The organism is Corynebacterium sp. HMSC074E01 (assembly GCF_001808885.1).
Taxonomy (GTDB): domain Bacteria; phylum Actinomycetota; class Actinomycetes; order Mycobacteriales; family Mycobacteriaceae; genus Corynebacterium.
Map to the genome: position 1 here is coordinate 139,604 of NZ_KV794847.1, position 14,538 is coordinate 154,141.

Here is a 14,538-nt window from a genome sequence, read left to right on the forward strand (position 1 = left end):
TTCTATACCTCCAGTGGGAAGCCGTTAGCCAATACTAGTGGTTGCAAGCTCAGCGGTGGTCGATGGCGCGGGCGCAATTCGGCCGCGCGGTAGGCCAGTTCCGTGGCGCGCGGCGGGGAAACGTTGAGCAGCGCGTAGAGAGTGTGTGCATCAGGCACGAGGTAGGTAATGCTCCGAGCCTGGCTAAGCCGCTGCAGATGATTGTTTAGGATAACGAAGGCCTGCGGGTGAGCCAACCACGACGAGACAGCGCAGCGATGCACCCGCACCTCGAGGCCGCTTTCCGCTCTACTGAGTCCGAGCTCAGCAGGCCGGGTAAAGAAACGCAGCCCCTGCTGCGTCAGTGCGCGGCGTTGCAGATTCAGCGCGGCAGTATCCCACGCTTGGCGCACGGTCAACCCCATATCGTCCACAGCGCGCTGGCTCACGCGCTTGGCTTCAGCGCCCGTGCCGTGCACCAAGGACATCGATAGCGTGCGCGATAGCTGGAGGCTAGCAGGTGAATCACCGAAGCCATCATCACAGAGCTTGACTCCGTTGAGCTCTTCGCTCGGGCAGAGCGAGGGGAGCAGGTGGTCGATGCGGAGGGAGGTGGGCAGCGCGATGGTCATGGTGGATTTACTCCAAAAGGTAGGCAAGTGCAGGTTCCTTGCCCTTATTGGACTGCACTTTATGCCCACAGGTTCCCACTAGTTCGGAGAAAACCCACCACGCGCTAGAGCCTTGATGCTTTGCGCCTCCGTGCTCAACAGATACGCAGGTTAGAACGGCGGAGCTTCATCAAGCTGCAGCTCCTCCAACAGCTTGTCCGTCTGCCAGATTGCGATGTCCTGGCCTTTGCCCTGCAGCTCCTCAGCGCGCTTTTCTTTAGAGGTTTTGGTAGCCCACTGGCCCACGACCAGGATGGTGGTCTTCTTCGTGACGTTCTTGCCCACCTGGCCGCCGCGTTCAGCAATCTTGGACCACAAAAGGCCCTTGTCGAAAGGCTCGAAGTCACCGGTGAGGGTGACATTCTGACCAAATAGCGCGCCTTCCGGATCCGCATCAGGATTAGGATCCGGGATGGTGTCCGGAGTAGATACGGATTGCCACGGGGCCGGACCGCGGCGCTCCTTAGCGGCGGAGCTCTTTTTGTTTTTCTTCGAGCCCGAGGCTGTGCCTGCCATGCGCGTCTTGTCGCGGAAATCCGTACCGGCGCCCAAGTCGGCCGCGGAGAGCGGAGCGGTGTTGGCGCGCAGGACCGGGATGATGGACTCCTCGCTCAACGTGCCCAGTGCAAAATCACGGGAGGTGAATAAGTCCTCGATGCTTCCCGAGTAGCCAAAGCGCTGCGCCAGGGCACTGACAATCTCGCCCGCCGCGCGGGCATCGGCTGTGGCCTCGTGATGGCGGAAATCCTCGGCACCGAGGCAGGAGGCGACGGTGGGAAGCTTATGGTTCGCCACGTCGATGACGCCCGCACGGGAGGCATCGCGGGCCAGTGCCAGGGAACACGCTAAGCGAACTTCTGGCACCGGCGCGTCGGCCTTCTTGAGGCCACTGCGCAGGGCCGTGGAATCGAATTGCGCGTTGTGGGCCACCAGCGTGTCCGTGCCGAGGAACTCGAAGAGCTCGGCAGCAGCATCAGCGAAGGGTGAAGCATCAGCAACGTCCTCCGCCGTGATGCCGTGGATGCTGATGTTGACCTCGTCGAAGTGCTCGAGTCCCGGAGGGGGAGTACACAGCCACGTGCGGGACTCGGTTTCTTCGCCGTCGCGGAAGCGGACCGCACCGATCTGGCAGACCGAGCCCCAGTTATCGTTGGCGGTTTCCACATCGACGGCGGTGAAGTCCAGCCCCTGCACGCCGGTGCTGGCAGCCGGTGCTTCCCCGCGCAGCGCTGCCTCAACCGCGCGGGCGAATGCCGCCGCATCTTGACCCGGCGCAAAGCGGATAACCGTGTCCTCACCAGTCCCCGCAGAATTGCTCGTGCCGCGCACTATGACCTGCCCAAACCCGGTTGCCGTCGGTTCCGTGCACTCCACGCCCGTGGCATCAGCCAAGGAGAGAGTCTCGCGAGCTGGGGCGCCAAGGGAAGCGGAAAGCTGGGAGCGGTGGACGGTGAGGGCATCGGTGGTGACATCAATGACGGCACCGTGGGCGGTATAGGACACGGTTTCCTTTCAAGGACGGGGTTGATGGTGGACTGCAGACGGTGGAGTGCAGTCTAGCTATCAGTTGCTGCTGCCGTGGCAGCGGATTGTGCAGAGTCATCGCTGTCGTCGAAAACCGGGGGCTCAGTCTGGCGCAGAATCAGCGTCGTGCGCGGTTGCACCACGATGGACCCTTCGGCCGCGATGAGCTTCTCCTCGTCCGGATAGCCACCGGAATCAGAGGTGTCGACGATGAGCCGCCAACTAGCACCCAGGTCCTTCTTGGGCAGTGTGAATTCGATGTCTTCGTGGTGAGCGTTGAAAATCATGATGAAGGAATCATCCGTAATGCGTTCACCGCGGGCGGTGGTTTCCGTAATCGCGTTACCGTTGAGGTAGACCATGAGGGCCTTGCCGAACTCAAAATCCCAGTCCTGCGGGGTCATGAGTTTGCCGGAGGGCACGAGCCAGGCAATATCGCGGTCCTTCACCTCAGAGCCGAAGGGGCCACCAGCCAAGAAACGCTGGCGGCGGAACACCGGGTGGTTCTTGCGGATGTTGATGAGGCGCTTGGTAAAGCCGTGCATGGCGCTGTTCTTTTCCTGCTTCAGCATCGACCAATCGATCCAGGAAATCTCGTTGTCCTGGCAATACACGTTGTTATTGCCGTTCTGGGTGCGGCCCAGCTCATCACCGTGGCACAACATCGGGGTGCCCTGGGATAGCAGGAGGGTAGTGAGGAAATTGCGGACTTGGCGGCGCCGGAGCTTCTTAATCTCTTCGTCGTCAGTCGGCCCCTCCACGCCATGGTTCCACGAGCGGTTGTGGGACTCACCGTCGCGATTGTCTTCACTGTTCTCGGAATTGTGTTTTTCGTTATAGGACACCAAATCGCGCAGCGTAAAGCCGTCATGGGCGGTGATGAAGTTGATAGACGCGGTGGGGCGGCGGCCGTTATTGGCATAGAGATCGGAGGAGCCGGTCAGGCGTGAGGCAAATTCACCCATGGTCGCCGGCTCCCCGCGCCAGAAATCACGGACGGTATCGCGGTACTTGCCGTTCCACTCGCTCCAGATGGGAGGGAAGTTACCAACTTGGTATCCGTTATGGCCCACGTCCCAAGGTTCGGCGATGAGCTTGACCTTGGAGACCACCGGGTCCTGCTGAACCAAATCGAAGAAGGTAGCCAGCTTGTCGACGTCATCCAGCTCGCGCGCCAGAGTGGAAGCGAGGTCGAAGCGGAAGCCATCCACGCGCATCTCCGTCACCCAGTAACGAAGCGAATCCATAATGAGCTGGAGGGAGTGCGGGTGACGGACATTTAGGGAGTTACCGGTGCCGGTGTAGTCCATGTAGTGCTCGGGATTGTCATCAACCAAGCGGTAGTAGGCGTGGTTATCAATGCCACGGAAGGCGATGGTGGGGCCCATGTGGTTGCCTTCGGCGGTGTGGTTGTAGACCACATCGAGGATGATCTCGATTCCAGCCTCATGGAAGGCACGAACCATGGCCTTGAATTCAGCAACTACCTCGCCGGGCTTCTTAGCGTAGGCATAGTCAGCATGCGGGGCGAAGAACCCGAAGGTGTTATAACCCCAGTAGTTGCGCAGGTCCAGCTGGCGCAGGCGATCATCCTGCAAGAACTGGTGAACCGGCAGCAGCTCGACGGCTGTCACTCCCAAGTCCTTGAAGTAGTTGATGATCGCCGGGTGCGCCATGCCGGCATAGGTGCCGCGAAGCTTCTCCGGCACATCCGGGTGCGTCATCGTCATGCCCTTGACGTGGGCTTCGTAGATAATTGTTTCATTATCCGGGGTATGCGGACGGTTGTCGCCGTGCCACTCGAAGAACGGGTTGATGACCACGGAGAGCATGGTGTGGCCCAAGGAGTCATCCTGGTTGCGGCCGGTGCCGGGTTCCTCTGCGAAGATATCGTAGGAGTACAGCGAGGGATCCCCATCAAAGTCGCCGTCGAAGGCGCGAGCATAAGGATCGACAAGAAGTTTTGAGGGATCGCAGCGCAGACCATGTTCTGGCTCATACGGGCCGTGGATGCGGTATCCGTAGCGCTGCCCGGGGCTGACGTTCGGGAGGTAGGCGTGCCAGACGTGGGCGGTGATCTCGGTTAATTCGATGCGTTCTTCGTTGCCGTCCTGGTCAATGAGGCAGAGCTCAACCTTCTCGGCGATTTCGGAAAAGATAGCAAAATTAGTACCGGCTCCATCAAAGGTGGAGCCGAGAGGGGAGGGGGAACCAGGCCACACCTGGCGAGATAGCGTTAGGTCAGCACGGGTCTCAGTCATGAGGCTTAGCTTAGTCAATTCTGATGTATGTGATCGCTTCGCAGTGACCTTAAGCCGGCGACCATCAGCTCTGCTGCGCGCACCGAGGTGGCGTCTACCGGGGCGGTCTCGGGAGCTGTAGACGCTGTGCTTGGCGACGTCCCTCCTAGCGCCGCCCCACTGAGCTGCTCTCGGGATTGTTCCATGAAAGTGGCGCCCAGCGTGTAGTGGATCAGAGTGCGGGCGGCGACGGCTCTATCCTCCGGCGAGGCATCGGGTGCTTCCTTCTGCAGTGCCTTGGTGAATAGCTTTTCTAAGTCGGCGCTCGCTGAGGATTCGGGGAAGGATGCTCCGGCGATGGCCACTTCAGCTCCATCGCGCCAGCGTTGCAGCTCACTGTGCAGAGAGCTGACCAGCTCCGCCGTGCTTTCCCCGGTGACAGGAGCGAGTATTTCAGCAGTCATGGCCGCGATCAGCGATTGTTTGTTGGCCACGTGCCAGTACAGCGCGCCGGGGGCGACCCCGAGGTTCGTGGCGACTCGGCGCATAGTGACATCAGCAAGGCCGTATTGGGTCAAGAGCTCAAGGGCGGTGGAAACGATAGCGTCGCGAGAAAGGTGCACACGACCAACTCTACGCGGCAAGAGAAACCCCACGTGAGGCTCACAGGAAGCTTCAAGGTGTAGGATATGAATTCTTCAAACAGCCCTTGTTAAGGTTATGTAAGTTGCCCAAGAGCAAACGCCGCGCCCAGCGTGGTTTAACCTATCGCTCTCTATATATTTAGGAGTTTTCCCTTGTCTTTTCTGACACCTGCCAAGAAGTCCCTCATTGCTGTTGCGCTCGTTGCACCGCTTTCCTTGGCTGCTTGTGGTTCCGATGATGAGAATGCAGGCGACACGGCGTCCTCTGCAGCAAAGACCACCACGACTACGAAGTCTAAGGAAAAGACTTCTGAGGAGAAGACTTCTGAGGAGAAGAAGGAGGGTGAGGACAAGAAGGACGGCGAAGAGAATAAGGACGATGCTTCCAAGCCGGAGGGGGAGAAACCCGAGGCTGCTAACCAGACTCTGGCCAACCCCTTCGAAGAAGGCGCGGATCCTTTCCAGAACATGCCCAAGGTCGAACCGGTGCAGGGTGAGGCCGCCAGCCAGGAGGATGTCGACGGTATTAACGCCCTAGTGCGCGGTATGTATGAGCAGCAGACCATGCGTTCCTTCGTGAAGTACCTCCCGGAGCACACCTGCGCGGCTATCCGCAACGATCCGAACTCCGGTCTCGACCAGGTTGACTACAACCAGGTTCCGGATGTTCCGATGAACCAGCTCAAGGACATGATGGCGGCAGCGGGCCAGGATACCTCCCAGATGGATGGCTTTGACTGGTCCAAGACTGGCGTTGAGTCCATCAACGATGTCGTGGTTAACGGTGACGATGCCTCCGCGACCGTGAACGTCAACACCAGCCAGGGCACGGATAGCTCCACCATGCGCTTCAAGCGTGAGAACGGTAACTGGACCTTCTGCGGCTAGAGAGTATCGTGCCTGCACTGCGTGCACCTTGCCTTCGCATACCCCGCGCCGTCGGATTCGGCGCGGGGTTGCTCGCGTTAGCCCTCTTTGGATTTTCCGCTGTTGGCGCTGTATGGGGGCTGTGGCGGCCTATTCTGGAGGGTCATCGAATGGAGGATGGCGGCTATGTTTTGGGCAACGTCGCCGACGTGCAATTCGACTCCTATATCACCTTCGTGCTGATCACAGGATTCCTCGGTATGGCCTTGGGGCTTATCGCCCACCGTTGGGGAGAGCGCTACCGCGGCGTCGGCCTGCTGGCATGGGTGGCTCTGGCAGCTTTGGCTGGTGCGGCGTCCTTCTATGTCTTCGGTGGGGCGACAGCCACTGATATTCCAGAAAGTCCCGGGGAGTTTGTGGAGTTTGTCCCGAATTTCTCACCTGGCATTGCCTGGCTCGTAGGGCCATTTATGGCCATGTTTGCCTATTGGTCTGCGCTGTATTTTGATCCGCCCAGCGTTTGGCACGAAAGCGAAACGGTAGACGATGAGGCGGCGGTCGATGATGCGCTAGGGCCAAGCGACGGGGGAGGAGCCCACCGCATCGCGTGAGATGTCGTCGATCCCGTGGAGGACGTGTTTGATGCCGCGGCCGAGGGCGGTGATCAGTTGGGCGTCGGAAAGCCCGGCGCCCGTCATGATCGCGTAATCAATGCGCACCTGCAGCCCATCAATGTTGGAGTGACAGAAGGCTGAGGCTGAGTGATTGGTCCGGTTCCAGTCATTGCAAATGAGGAAGATTTTGGAGAACTCGCTGCCCGGCAGGTTGGGATCCCAATGGCCTTTGATAATGAGGCTGGGGCCGGAATCGATGGCGAAAGCAAAAAGGACATCATTGATCCAGGCATAGACGGCCTCGTCGGCATCCGATTGGAAGCGCGTTATCCCCAGGGTAGGAAGGATCTCCCCAAGGCGGGCAGTATCCACAGCGGAGACGGGGCCGTCTAGTTCTGTTTGTTCTTCCGGAGTCGTCGGACGGGGCAGAGTGAGGACCGGGAAGTGATCGGCCAGTTCTTCGAGGCAGGCCGCAGCGTTGTGGAGTGCTGGCAGAACCGAAGCGGCAAGCTGGGACGTCGTGGGTTTCTGGTGAACCACGAGGAAGGAATGCCCCCACACTTCTACCTCGGTAGGTGCCGAATAGTTGAGGATGAGGTGCGGCGAGAGGCAGTCATGGTTCCAGTCGTTGACGAATTCACTGAGAGCGGGGATGTCGCCGAAACCTAGAATGCCGTGGTGCGTGGTGTAAAAACGCAGGATTGGTTCGCCCTCGGTGTCCATGAAAGCGCGGGTTTCCCCAAGCGGTGGGTGGGGGAAGAGGAGCTCGTGTGCGGTGACCCGAATGCAATCGAGGCTTTCGCGGTGCGCGAGGTTTTCGACGCGGGCAAGCAGGTTGGAAGGAGACTGGCTGTCCAGGCCATCGGCGCCGTTGCTCATCTCGTCGCCTCCCTTCACCGATTCGGGGTCCCGGAATGTGTTACTAGTGGCACATTCTATAACCCCTACCTGCCAGCTCGCTGGCTTTTCGGTCCAGGTATAGTAATGGGAAGGTATAGAAACCGCTGCATATTATAAAAGGGGTCTGAGCATGCTACGAACCATCGACCTGCGTGGAGAGGAACTAACCACCTCCCGGTTGCGCCGAGTCTTGCCGCGAGGGGGAACGGATGTGTCCTCGGTGATGGGCACCGTCATCCCCATGGTGGAGAAGGTACGCAAGGGTGGTGCGGCGGCGGCCCTCGACTTCGGCGAACAATTCGACGGAATCCGCCCCGCCGCGGTGCGAGTGCCTAAGGAGGAGCTGAAGAAAGCTGCCGAGGAACTGGATTCGAGTGTGCGAGCAGCCATCGAAGAATCTATCGCGCGCGTGCGCGCCGTTCACGCTGATCAGAAGCCGGCTTCACACACGACGACGCTGGCGCCAGGTGCGACGGTCACCGAGGTTTTCCAGCCCATTGAGCGCGTAGGGCTCTATGTTCCGGGCGGCAAGGCGGTGTATCCGTCTTCCGTCATTATGAATGCCGTCCCCGCTCAAGAAGCGGGCGCTGCGGCGATGGTCGTGGCTTCTCCGCCGCAGAAGGAATTCGGCGGCCTGCCGCACCCGACGGTGCTGGCCACGTGCCACATGCTGGGCGTGGATGATGTCTGGGCCGTCGGCGGCGGGCAAGCCATCGCACTTTTGGCTTACGGCGATGATGAACCCATTACGGGTGAAGAAGCACTGGAGCCTGTCGATATCATCACCGGTCCCGGCAACGTCTTTGTTGCTGCCGCTAAGCGCTCGGTGCAGGGAGTGGTGGGCATTGATGCGGAAGCTGGTCCTACCGAGATCGCCATCCTGGCCGACGAGACCGCTAACCCCGTCTACGTGGCCTATGACCTCATTTCCCAGGCGGAGCACGATCCCATGGCTGCCTCCGTGCTCATCACCGATTCTGAGGACTTTGCCGCTGCGGTGAATGCGGAGGTAGCTCAGCGCTATACCGCCACAGCCAACGCCGAGCGCGCGGCTGAGGCATTGCGTGGAGAACAGTCCGGCATTGTCGTGGTCGACAATCTCGAGGCAGGTATCGCTGTCGCGGACGCCTATGCCGCTGAGCACTTGGAGGTTCACACGAAGAATGCCCGGGCAGTTGCGGAGCGCATCCGCCACGCCGGTGCAATCTTCGTTGGCGATTATTCGCCCGTTCCGCTCGGTGATTACACCGCCGGTTCCAACCACGTTTTGCCTACCTCGGGAACCGCGCGGTTCAGCGCTGGGCTGTCGACGCACACCTTCCTACGCCCAGTCAACCTCATTGAGTATGACCGCGCAGCACTCGGCGAGGTAGCGCAGAATGTCATTGCCTTCGCCACCGCGGAGGCGCTGCCCGCCCATGGTGAAGCAATTGCGGCACGATTCGCTGATGACACCGATACCCAGAAAGAAGAGGCTTAAGCAATGGCTGAGTTGAAGGATCTTCCCCTTCGCGAAGAATTGCGCGGCTCCAGCGTCTATGGAGCCCCGCAGCTGACGGTGACCAACCAGCTCAACACCAACGAGAACCCCTATCCGCCCTCGGAGGCGCTGGTGAAGGACATGGTGGCGGCCGTCGAGAAGCACGCGCGGGAGCTCAACCGCTACCCAGAGCGCGATGCCGTGGAGCTGCGCACGGCACTGGCCGAGTACGTCAGCGAGCAAACCGGGGTGGCTGTCAGCGTGGAGAACGTCTGGGCAGCTAATGGTTCTAATGAGGTTTTGCAGCAGCTGCTTCAGGCCTTTGGCGGGCCGGGGCGTAGCGCGCTGGGATTTACCCCGAGCTATTCCATGCACCCCATCCTGTGCGCGGGCACCCAAACCGAATTCATCTCCTGCTCGCGCGATGCGGATTTCCGGATTGATGAAAAGGAGGCGTTGGAGGCCGTCGCCAAGCACAGCCCCGACGTCGTCTTCATCACCACTCCGAACAACCCCACCGGTGACGTCACCCCGATCGAACTGGTGGAGAAGATCGTGCAGGCCGCGCCGGGCATCGTTATCGTGGACGAGGCTTACATGGAATTCTCGCCTTCGCCGTCAGCAACAACACTGCTGGCGAAGTACCCGACCAAGCTCGTGGTCTCTCGCACGATGTCCAAGGCCTTCGATTTCGCCGGCGGGCGCTTGGGTTACTTCGTGGCGGATCCCGCTTTCGTGGAAGCGGTGATGCTCGTCCGCTTGCCCTATCACCTCTCCGTGCTATCCCAGATCGCGGCAACCGTGGCCCTTGCTCACAAGGAAGAGACCTTGGGCACCGTTGCGAAGCTTTCCGCAGAGCGGGATCGGGTTGTCGCACGGCTCCAGGAGCTCGGGTACTACGTGGTGCCGAGCGAATCTAACTTCGTCTCCTTCGGACGTTTTGCCGATCAACACGCGGTGTGGCAGGGATTCCTCGACCGCGATGTGTTGATCCGAGACAACGGCGTACCGGGTCTCCTGCGCGCTACGATTGGTCTACCCGACGAGAATGACGCCTTCCTTTCGGCGGCTGAGGACTTGGCAGATACAGTAGAGATGGCTAACTGAACGATGATGAACTGAGCCCACACCGTGGGCGCATAACTTGAAGAAGGAGCGTGGGGCAATGAGTGCTGGCGAAGCTGTACGCCACAACCATGGCGACCGCATTGGCCGCGCAGAGCGCGTCACCGGGGAGACAAAGATCTCTGTAGAAATAAACCTCGATGGCACCGGCCAGGCGGATATTTCGACGGGGCTGCCGTTCTTTGACCACATGCTCAACGCTGTGTGTACCCACGGCTCCTTTGACCTTCAGGTGCACGCCGAGGGTGATATCCACATCGATGCCCACCACACGGTGGAAGACACCGCGATTGTGCTAGGCCGCGCTTTCCTCGAAGCGCTGGGGGATAAGTCCGGCATCCGCCGTTTCGGCTCCCAGCTTCTGCCCATGGATGAAACGCTGGTGGAGGCCGTCGTCGATATCTCAGGGCGCCCCTACTTCGTGATGAATGGCGAGCCGGAGAACATGGAGTGGCAGATTATCGGTGGGCACTACGCCACGGTTATCAACCGACACTTCTTCGAAACCTTTGCCACGCACTCGGCGACGACCTTGCACGTCAACGTGCGCTACGGCCGCGATCCGCACCACATCACGGAGGCCGAGTACAAGGCGGTGGCCCGTGCTCTGCGCCAGGCTACTGAGCAGGATCCGCGCGTGAACGGAGTTCCTTCGACGAAGGGAGCGCTCTAAGACTTATGAATGCAATGGTTCTCGTTCTCTTTCTGGTCGCCGGTTTGCTCGTCGGTGGTGCGTGGGCGGCTTACCAGAACGGGTCGGTGCTGATGACCGTGGTCGCGGGTGCACTCGCGGCGGTCTCCGTGGCCGCTGCCTTGGTGTGGTTCCTTGACATCTTCTCAGCAGGATTGGCGGCGAAGTGACGGAAAAGACCCCTCAGAGCGTATGGAAGGTTGCTGGCTTTAGGGAAACCATGATCGCGGTGGTTTCCGCTTTTGGCGCGTGGTCGGTTTTGCTGCCCGTGGTGCCGCTGGCCGTGCTGGATTCCGGCGGTTCCGCGACATTGGCTGGTGCCACGACTGGCGTGTTCATGCTGGCTACAGTACTTACCCAGATGGCGACACCGATGCTGCTGCGTATCTTTGGCTATCGCCCGATTATGGCAGCCTCGGCGCTGTTGCTGGGTCTGCCGGCGTTGGGGCACATGCTGGGCGACGTCGCCCCGATCGCCCTGGGCTTCTCCGCCCTGCGCGGAATCGGCTTCGGTGCGCTCACGGTGGCGGAGAACGCGCTCATCGCGGAAATCACGCCACGGCGCCTTCTGGGCAAGGCCACCGGTATCTTCGGGTTGTTCATCGGAGCGGCGCAAATGGCCTTCTTACCTTTGGGTCTTGCGGTGGCTTCAGCCTTCAACTACAACACGGTGTATCTTCTGGCCGCTGGCCTTGGCCTACTGGGATTCTTCACGTGCATTCTGGTACCCCAAATCAAGGCAGCTCCAGTGGGCTTGCCGGATCCCACGGACACCACTCCGCGGGCACCAATGTGGAAGCTCGTGCTCGTCCCCGCGCTGGCCCTGACCAGTTTCTCCGTGAGCTACGGCGTGGCCTCCAACTTCATTTCCCCGGCGGTGCGCGAGCTGGACCCTGAGCGCGGCGCTGTCTTGGGCGGTCTCATGCTGTCGGTGATCGGTGGCTCGGCCATGATCGCACGCTATGTGGCCGGTGTGGTGGCGGACCGAGTGGGCCAGCCAGGCACGCTGATGATTCCCGCTCAGGCTTTCTCAGTCTTTGGTGTGGGTCTCATCGCCGCCGTGCTGTGGCAAGAATGGTCGGTATGGCTGCTTGTCTTCGGCACTGTCATCTATGGTGCGGGTTTCGGCATCGTGCAAAACGAGGCCTTGTTGTCGATGTTTGACCGTCTCCCGCGCGAGCGTCTCTCGGAGGGCTCTGCGGTGTGGAATATCTTCTATGACGGTGGAACCGGCCTTGGTTCGACGGTTCTCGGCGCTGTCGTGGCTATGTCCGGATATGATGGCGCCTTCGCCGCCGGCGCTGCCATCATCGCGGTGGGCCTGCTCATGTCCACGGCTGACCGCGCCTTGGGCAAAACCCGTGTGAGCGAGCTGAATGATATTCAGACTCGCCTGCGCATGATTAGAAGGCCGAAGAGGCCCGGAAAGGAAGCACGATGAGCTCACACGACGTAGTAGTCCTAGATTATGGCGCTGGCAATGTTCGGTCGGCAGTGCGCGCGCTGGAGCGGGTTGGTGCCACCGTTACGGTGACCGCAGACCCGAAACTAGCTGTAGAGGCCGATGGCCTGTTGGTACCCGGTGTAGGCGCTTTCGCTGCCTGCATGGAGGGGCTGCGCGCTGCACAGGGGCCGCGAATCATTGGTCAGCGATTGGCTGGTGGTCGCCCGGTTCTGGGGATTTGCGTAGGCATGCAGATTCTCTTTGAGTCCGGCACCGAACACGGCGTGCACACCGAAGGTTGCGGGGAGTGGCCGGGGGAGGTCACTCGCTTGCAGGCGCCCGTCCTCCCGCACATGGGATGGAATACCGTGGAGCTTCCTAGCGGAAGCCGCATGTTTGAAGGCGTGAGCGTAGAGGATCGCTTTTATTTCGTGCATTCCTATGCCGCGCGGAACTGGGAGCTCGAGACCGAAATTACGGAGCCGCCGAAGGTGGCGTGGTCTGAGTACGGCGGTGACCGTTTTGTCGCTGCGGTAGACAATGGCGCATTGTGGGCCACCCAATTTCACCCGGAGAAATCTGGTGACGTTGGTTCGCAGCTGCTGAAGAACTGGATAGGAACGCTTTAAAGAGCCTGCGTGAAAGGTAGACTACCCACCATGAGTTTTACACTGTTGCCCGCGGTTGATGTCGTTGATGGTCAGGCAGTTCGCCTCGATCAAGGAGAGGCCGGAACCGAGAAATCCTATGGCTCGCCGCGTGAGGCTGCCCTGAAGTGGCAGGCTCAGGGGGCGCAGTGGCTGCATGCAGTCGATTTGGACGCTGCTTTCGGCCGCGGATCCAACCATGAACTGCTTGCCGAAATCACCACGAGCGTGGACCTGAACGTGGAGCTGACCGGCGGGATTCGAGATGATGAGACCCTGGCCCGGGCTCTCGCTACCGGTGCGCGCCGCGTCAATATTGGTACCGCGGCCTTGGAGAACCCCGACTGGATTGCCAAGGCCCTGGCAGAACACGGTGACCGTATCGCAGTGGATTTGGCGGTCCGCCTGATAGATGGCGAGTGGCGTACGCGAGGTAACGGCTGGGTATCCGATGGCGGCGACCTTTGGGAGGTCCTCGAACGCCTCGACGCGGCTGGTTGTACTCGCTTTGTAGTAACGGATGTGTCCAAGGACGGTACGTTGCAGGGCCCCAACATTGAGTTGCTGCGTGAGGTCGCGGCCGCCACGGAAGCCAAGGTCACTGCCTCCGGCGGGATTTCTACCCTGGATGATCTACGTGAGTTGGCCCTCTACGAAAATGAAGGAATTGATTCCGCCATCATTGGTAAGGCTCTCTATGAGGAGCGCTTCACGCTGGAGGAGGCCCTCGCTGCCGTCGCAGAGGTGACCCCGCTGCCGGAAGAGGAATACATCGACCCGATCGAGGAGAGGTAGGCCTATGGCCCCGATGACAGGACCTTCAGCGTCGGACCCACGCGAGCTTGTTGCCTTTGCGGAAGCAGCGGTGGACCACGTTGATGATCTCTTTCGCAGGGGCCTCGGTGCAGCGCCCGCGCGTTTCAAGGGCGAAGGGGACTTTGCCACCGAGGTAGATCTGGTCATTGAGCAGCAGCTGCGCCAAACGCTAAGTCAGCTCACTGGCATCCCGGTGCTCGGCGAGGAATACGGGGGAGACCTCCAAGAAACTATCTGGGTCGTGGACCCAGTGGACGGAACCGCGAACTATTCTGCGGGAAATCCGTGCTGTGGAATTCTTGTAGCACTCTTGCACGAAGCAAGGCCCGTCGTCGCAGTTGCAGATTTTCCGTTGCTGAACCGTCGTGTCGTTGCGGCGCAAGGCATGCCGCTGCGCACCAGCGGCGGCCCCTCGACCGGTTTCGGGGGCGGCGAAGAGGCTCAGGGCTTCGACGAGGCTCGCGGCCACGTGGGCTGTTCCTCACACCTGCCGACCGGCCTGTTCAATGACCTCCGAGAAACCGGGTTGCGTCCCCGCATGACTGGATCGGTGGGGCTGGACAATGCCTTCGTGGCCCAGGGCGTGTTTGATGGTGCGGTGAATTTCTCGCCGCACCCATGGGATAACGCGGCGGGTGCGCTTATGATCAAGGCCGCCGGTGGCCGCGTGAGCGATCCAGAAGGAAATGAGTGGACCGCCAATTCGAAGGGCTTTGTGGGAGGGACCCCGCAGGTCCATGCCACAATTCTGGATGCCATCGCGCGAAATCCTCGTGGGGAGCGCTAGGCTTCGGAACTAGACCCCAGCGTTGGAGTTGGGCGCTGAAACCGGACGTAGTTTTTAGTATTCGGCAGTTTTCATACGGACTGCCTCTCATCTGACCTTTAGTTTTAGG

15 protein-coding genes are annotated in these 14,538 nt (G+C 60.4%); 10 read left to right on the plus strand and 5 right to left on the minus strand.

All coding sequences use genetic code 11. The features are described from left to right. Positions 1–2 precede the first annotated feature (2 nt). The 4 genes from HMPREF2537_RS06680 to HMPREF2537_RS06695 form a co-directional block, all read right to left on the minus strand. On the minus strand, positions 3–638 hold the full coding sequence (locus HMPREF2537_RS06680; RefSeq protein WP_246818706.1) for a hypothetical protein: 636 nt from the start codon (positions 636–638) through the stop codon (positions 3–5). Between the two features lie 123 nt (positions 639–761). After that, on the minus strand, positions 762–2,153 hold the full coding sequence (locus HMPREF2537_RS06685) for a 3'-5' exonuclease (protein ID WP_070526800.1): 1,392 nt from the start codon (positions 2,151–2,153) through the stop codon (positions 762–764). A 53-nt stretch (positions 2,154–2,206) separates the two neighbouring features. Next, the gene (gene glgX / locus HMPREF2537_RS06690; protein ID WP_070526803.1) at positions 2,207–4,435 is read right to left on the minus strand and encodes a glycogen debranching protein GlgX; all 2,229 of its coding nucleotides are present in this window, start codon (positions 4,433–4,435) and stop codon (positions 2,207–2,209) included. A 14-nt stretch (positions 4,436–4,449) separates the two neighbouring features. Beyond that, positions 4,450–5,037 (minus strand): TetR family transcriptional regulator, encoded by a 588-nt coding sequence (locus HMPREF2537_RS06695; protein ID WP_070526807.1) that lies wholly within the window; start codon positions 5,035–5,037, stop codon positions 4,450–4,452. Positions 5,038–5,211: 174 nt separating this feature from the next. Between HMPREF2537_RS06695 and HMPREF2537_RS06700 the strand changes: the two genes are divergently transcribed. Then, positions 5,212–5,946: a hypothetical protein gene (locus HMPREF2537_RS06700; RefSeq protein ID WP_070526810.1), complete on the plus strand. Its 735-nt coding sequence runs from the start codon at positions 5,212–5,214 to the stop codon at positions 5,944–5,946. Positions 5,947–6,095: 149 nt separating this feature from the next. After that, positions 6,096–6,536, plus strand: a complete 441-nt coding sequence (locus HMPREF2537_RS06705; protein WP_070526813.1) for a hypothetical protein — start codon at positions 6,096–6,098, stop codon at positions 6,534–6,536. On the opposite strand, the gene HMPREF2537_RS06710 is transcribed toward HMPREF2537_RS06705, so the two are convergent. Further along, entirely contained in the window at positions 6,495–7,418 is a 924-nt protein-coding gene (locus tag HMPREF2537_RS06710) for a YbjN domain-containing protein (protein ID WP_070526816.1), read from the minus strand. The genes HMPREF2537_RS06705 and HMPREF2537_RS06710 overlap by 42 nt on opposite strands. A gap of 151 nt (positions 7,419–7,569) precedes the next feature. Between HMPREF2537_RS06710 and hisD the strand changes: the two genes are divergently transcribed. From hisD to HMPREF2537_RS06750, 8 genes are read left to right on the plus strand one after another with little or no spacing between them, the layout of a single operon-like run. Then, positions 7,570–8,919, plus strand: a complete 1,350-nt coding sequence (hisD, locus tag HMPREF2537_RS06715) for a histidinol dehydrogenase (protein ID WP_070526819.1) — start codon at positions 7,570–7,572, stop codon at positions 8,917–8,919. A gap of 3 nt (positions 8,920–8,922) precedes the next feature. Continuing rightward, a complete protein-coding gene (locus tag HMPREF2537_RS06720) occupies positions 8,923–10,026 on the plus strand; it encodes a histidinol-phosphate transaminase (protein ID WP_070526822.1) in 1,104 nt (367 codons plus the stop codon). A 58-nt stretch (positions 10,027–10,084) separates the two neighbouring features. Further along, positions 10,085–10,717, plus strand: a complete 633-nt coding sequence (hisB, locus tag HMPREF2537_RS06725) for an imidazoleglycerol-phosphate dehydratase HisB (RefSeq protein WP_070526825.1) — start codon at positions 10,085–10,087, stop codon at positions 10,715–10,717. 5 nt (positions 10,718–10,722) lie between these two features. Further along, entirely contained in the window at positions 10,723–10,905 is a 183-nt protein-coding gene (locus tag HMPREF2537_RS06730; protein WP_070526828.1) for a hypothetical protein, read from the plus strand. 50 nt (positions 10,906–10,955) lie between these two features. Beyond that, a complete protein-coding gene (locus HMPREF2537_RS06735; protein WP_070526832.1) occupies positions 10,956–12,176 on the plus strand; it encodes an MFS transporter in 1,221 nt (406 codons plus the stop codon). Further along, on the plus strand, positions 12,173–12,808 hold the full coding sequence (gene hisH / locus HMPREF2537_RS06740; RefSeq protein WP_070526835.1) for an imidazole glycerol phosphate synthase subunit HisH: 636 nt from the start codon (positions 12,173–12,175) through the stop codon (positions 12,806–12,808). The genes HMPREF2537_RS06735 and hisH overlap by 4 nt, the downstream gene beginning before the upstream one ends. A 30-nt stretch (positions 12,809–12,838) precedes the next feature. Next, a complete protein-coding gene (priA, locus tag HMPREF2537_RS06745; protein ID WP_070526838.1) occupies positions 12,839–13,621 on the plus strand; it encodes a bifunctional 1-(5-phosphoribosyl)-5-((5-phosphoribosylamino)methylideneamino)imidazole-4-carboxamide isomerase/phosphoribosylanthranilate isomerase PriA in 783 nt (260 codons plus the stop codon). 4 nt (positions 13,622–13,625) lie between these two features. Then, complete coding sequence (locus tag HMPREF2537_RS06750; protein ID WP_070526842.1) at positions 13,626–14,429, plus strand: inositol monophosphatase family protein; 804 nt, start codon at positions 13,626–13,628, stop codon at positions 14,427–14,429. The last annotated feature ends 109 nt before the right edge of the window (positions 14,430–14,538 follow it).

Bases quoted from the DNA above. Each gene is read 5' to 3' on its own strand.
- glgX (WP_070526803.1), bottom strand. From the start codon at position 4,435: ATGACTGAGACCCGTGCTGACCTAACGCTATCTCGCCAGGTGTGGCCT.
- HMPREF2537_RS06705 (WP_070526813.1), top strand. From the start codon at position 6,096: ATGGAGGATGGCGGCTATGTTTTGGGCAACGTCGCCGACGTGCAATTC.
- HMPREF2537_RS06710 (WP_070526816.1), bottom strand. From the start codon at position 7,418: ATGAGCAACGGCGCCGATGGCCTGGACAGCCAGTCTCCTTCCAACCTG.
- hisD (WP_070526819.1), top strand. From the start codon at position 7,570: ATGCTACGAACCATCGACCTGCGTGGAGAGGAACTAACCACCTCCCGG.
- HMPREF2537_RS06720 (WP_070526822.1), top strand. From the start codon at position 8,923: ATGGCTGAGTTGAAGGATCTTCCCCTTCGCGAAGAATTGCGCGGCTCC.
- hisB (WP_070526825.1), top strand. From the start codon at position 10,085: ATGAGTGCTGGCGAAGCTGTACGCCACAACCATGGCGACCGCATTGGC.
- HMPREF2537_RS06730 (WP_070526828.1), top strand. From the start codon at position 10,723: ATGAATGCAATGGTTCTCGTTCTCTTTCTGGTCGCCGGTTTGCTCGTC.
- HMPREF2537_RS06735 (WP_070526832.1), top strand. From the start codon at position 10,956: ATGATCGCGGTGGTTTCCGCTTTTGGCGCGTGGTCGGTTTTGCTGCCC.
- hisH (WP_070526835.1), top strand. From the start codon at position 12,173: ATGAGCTCACACGACGTAGTAGTCCTAGATTATGGCGCTGGCAATGTT.
- priA (WP_070526838.1), top strand. From the start codon at position 12,839: ATGAGTTTTACACTGTTGCCCGCGGTTGATGTCGTTGATGGTCAGGCA.
- HMPREF2537_RS06750 (WP_070526842.1), top strand. From the start codon at position 13,626: ATGGCCCCGATGACAGGACCTTCAGCGTCGGACCCACGCGAGCTTGTT.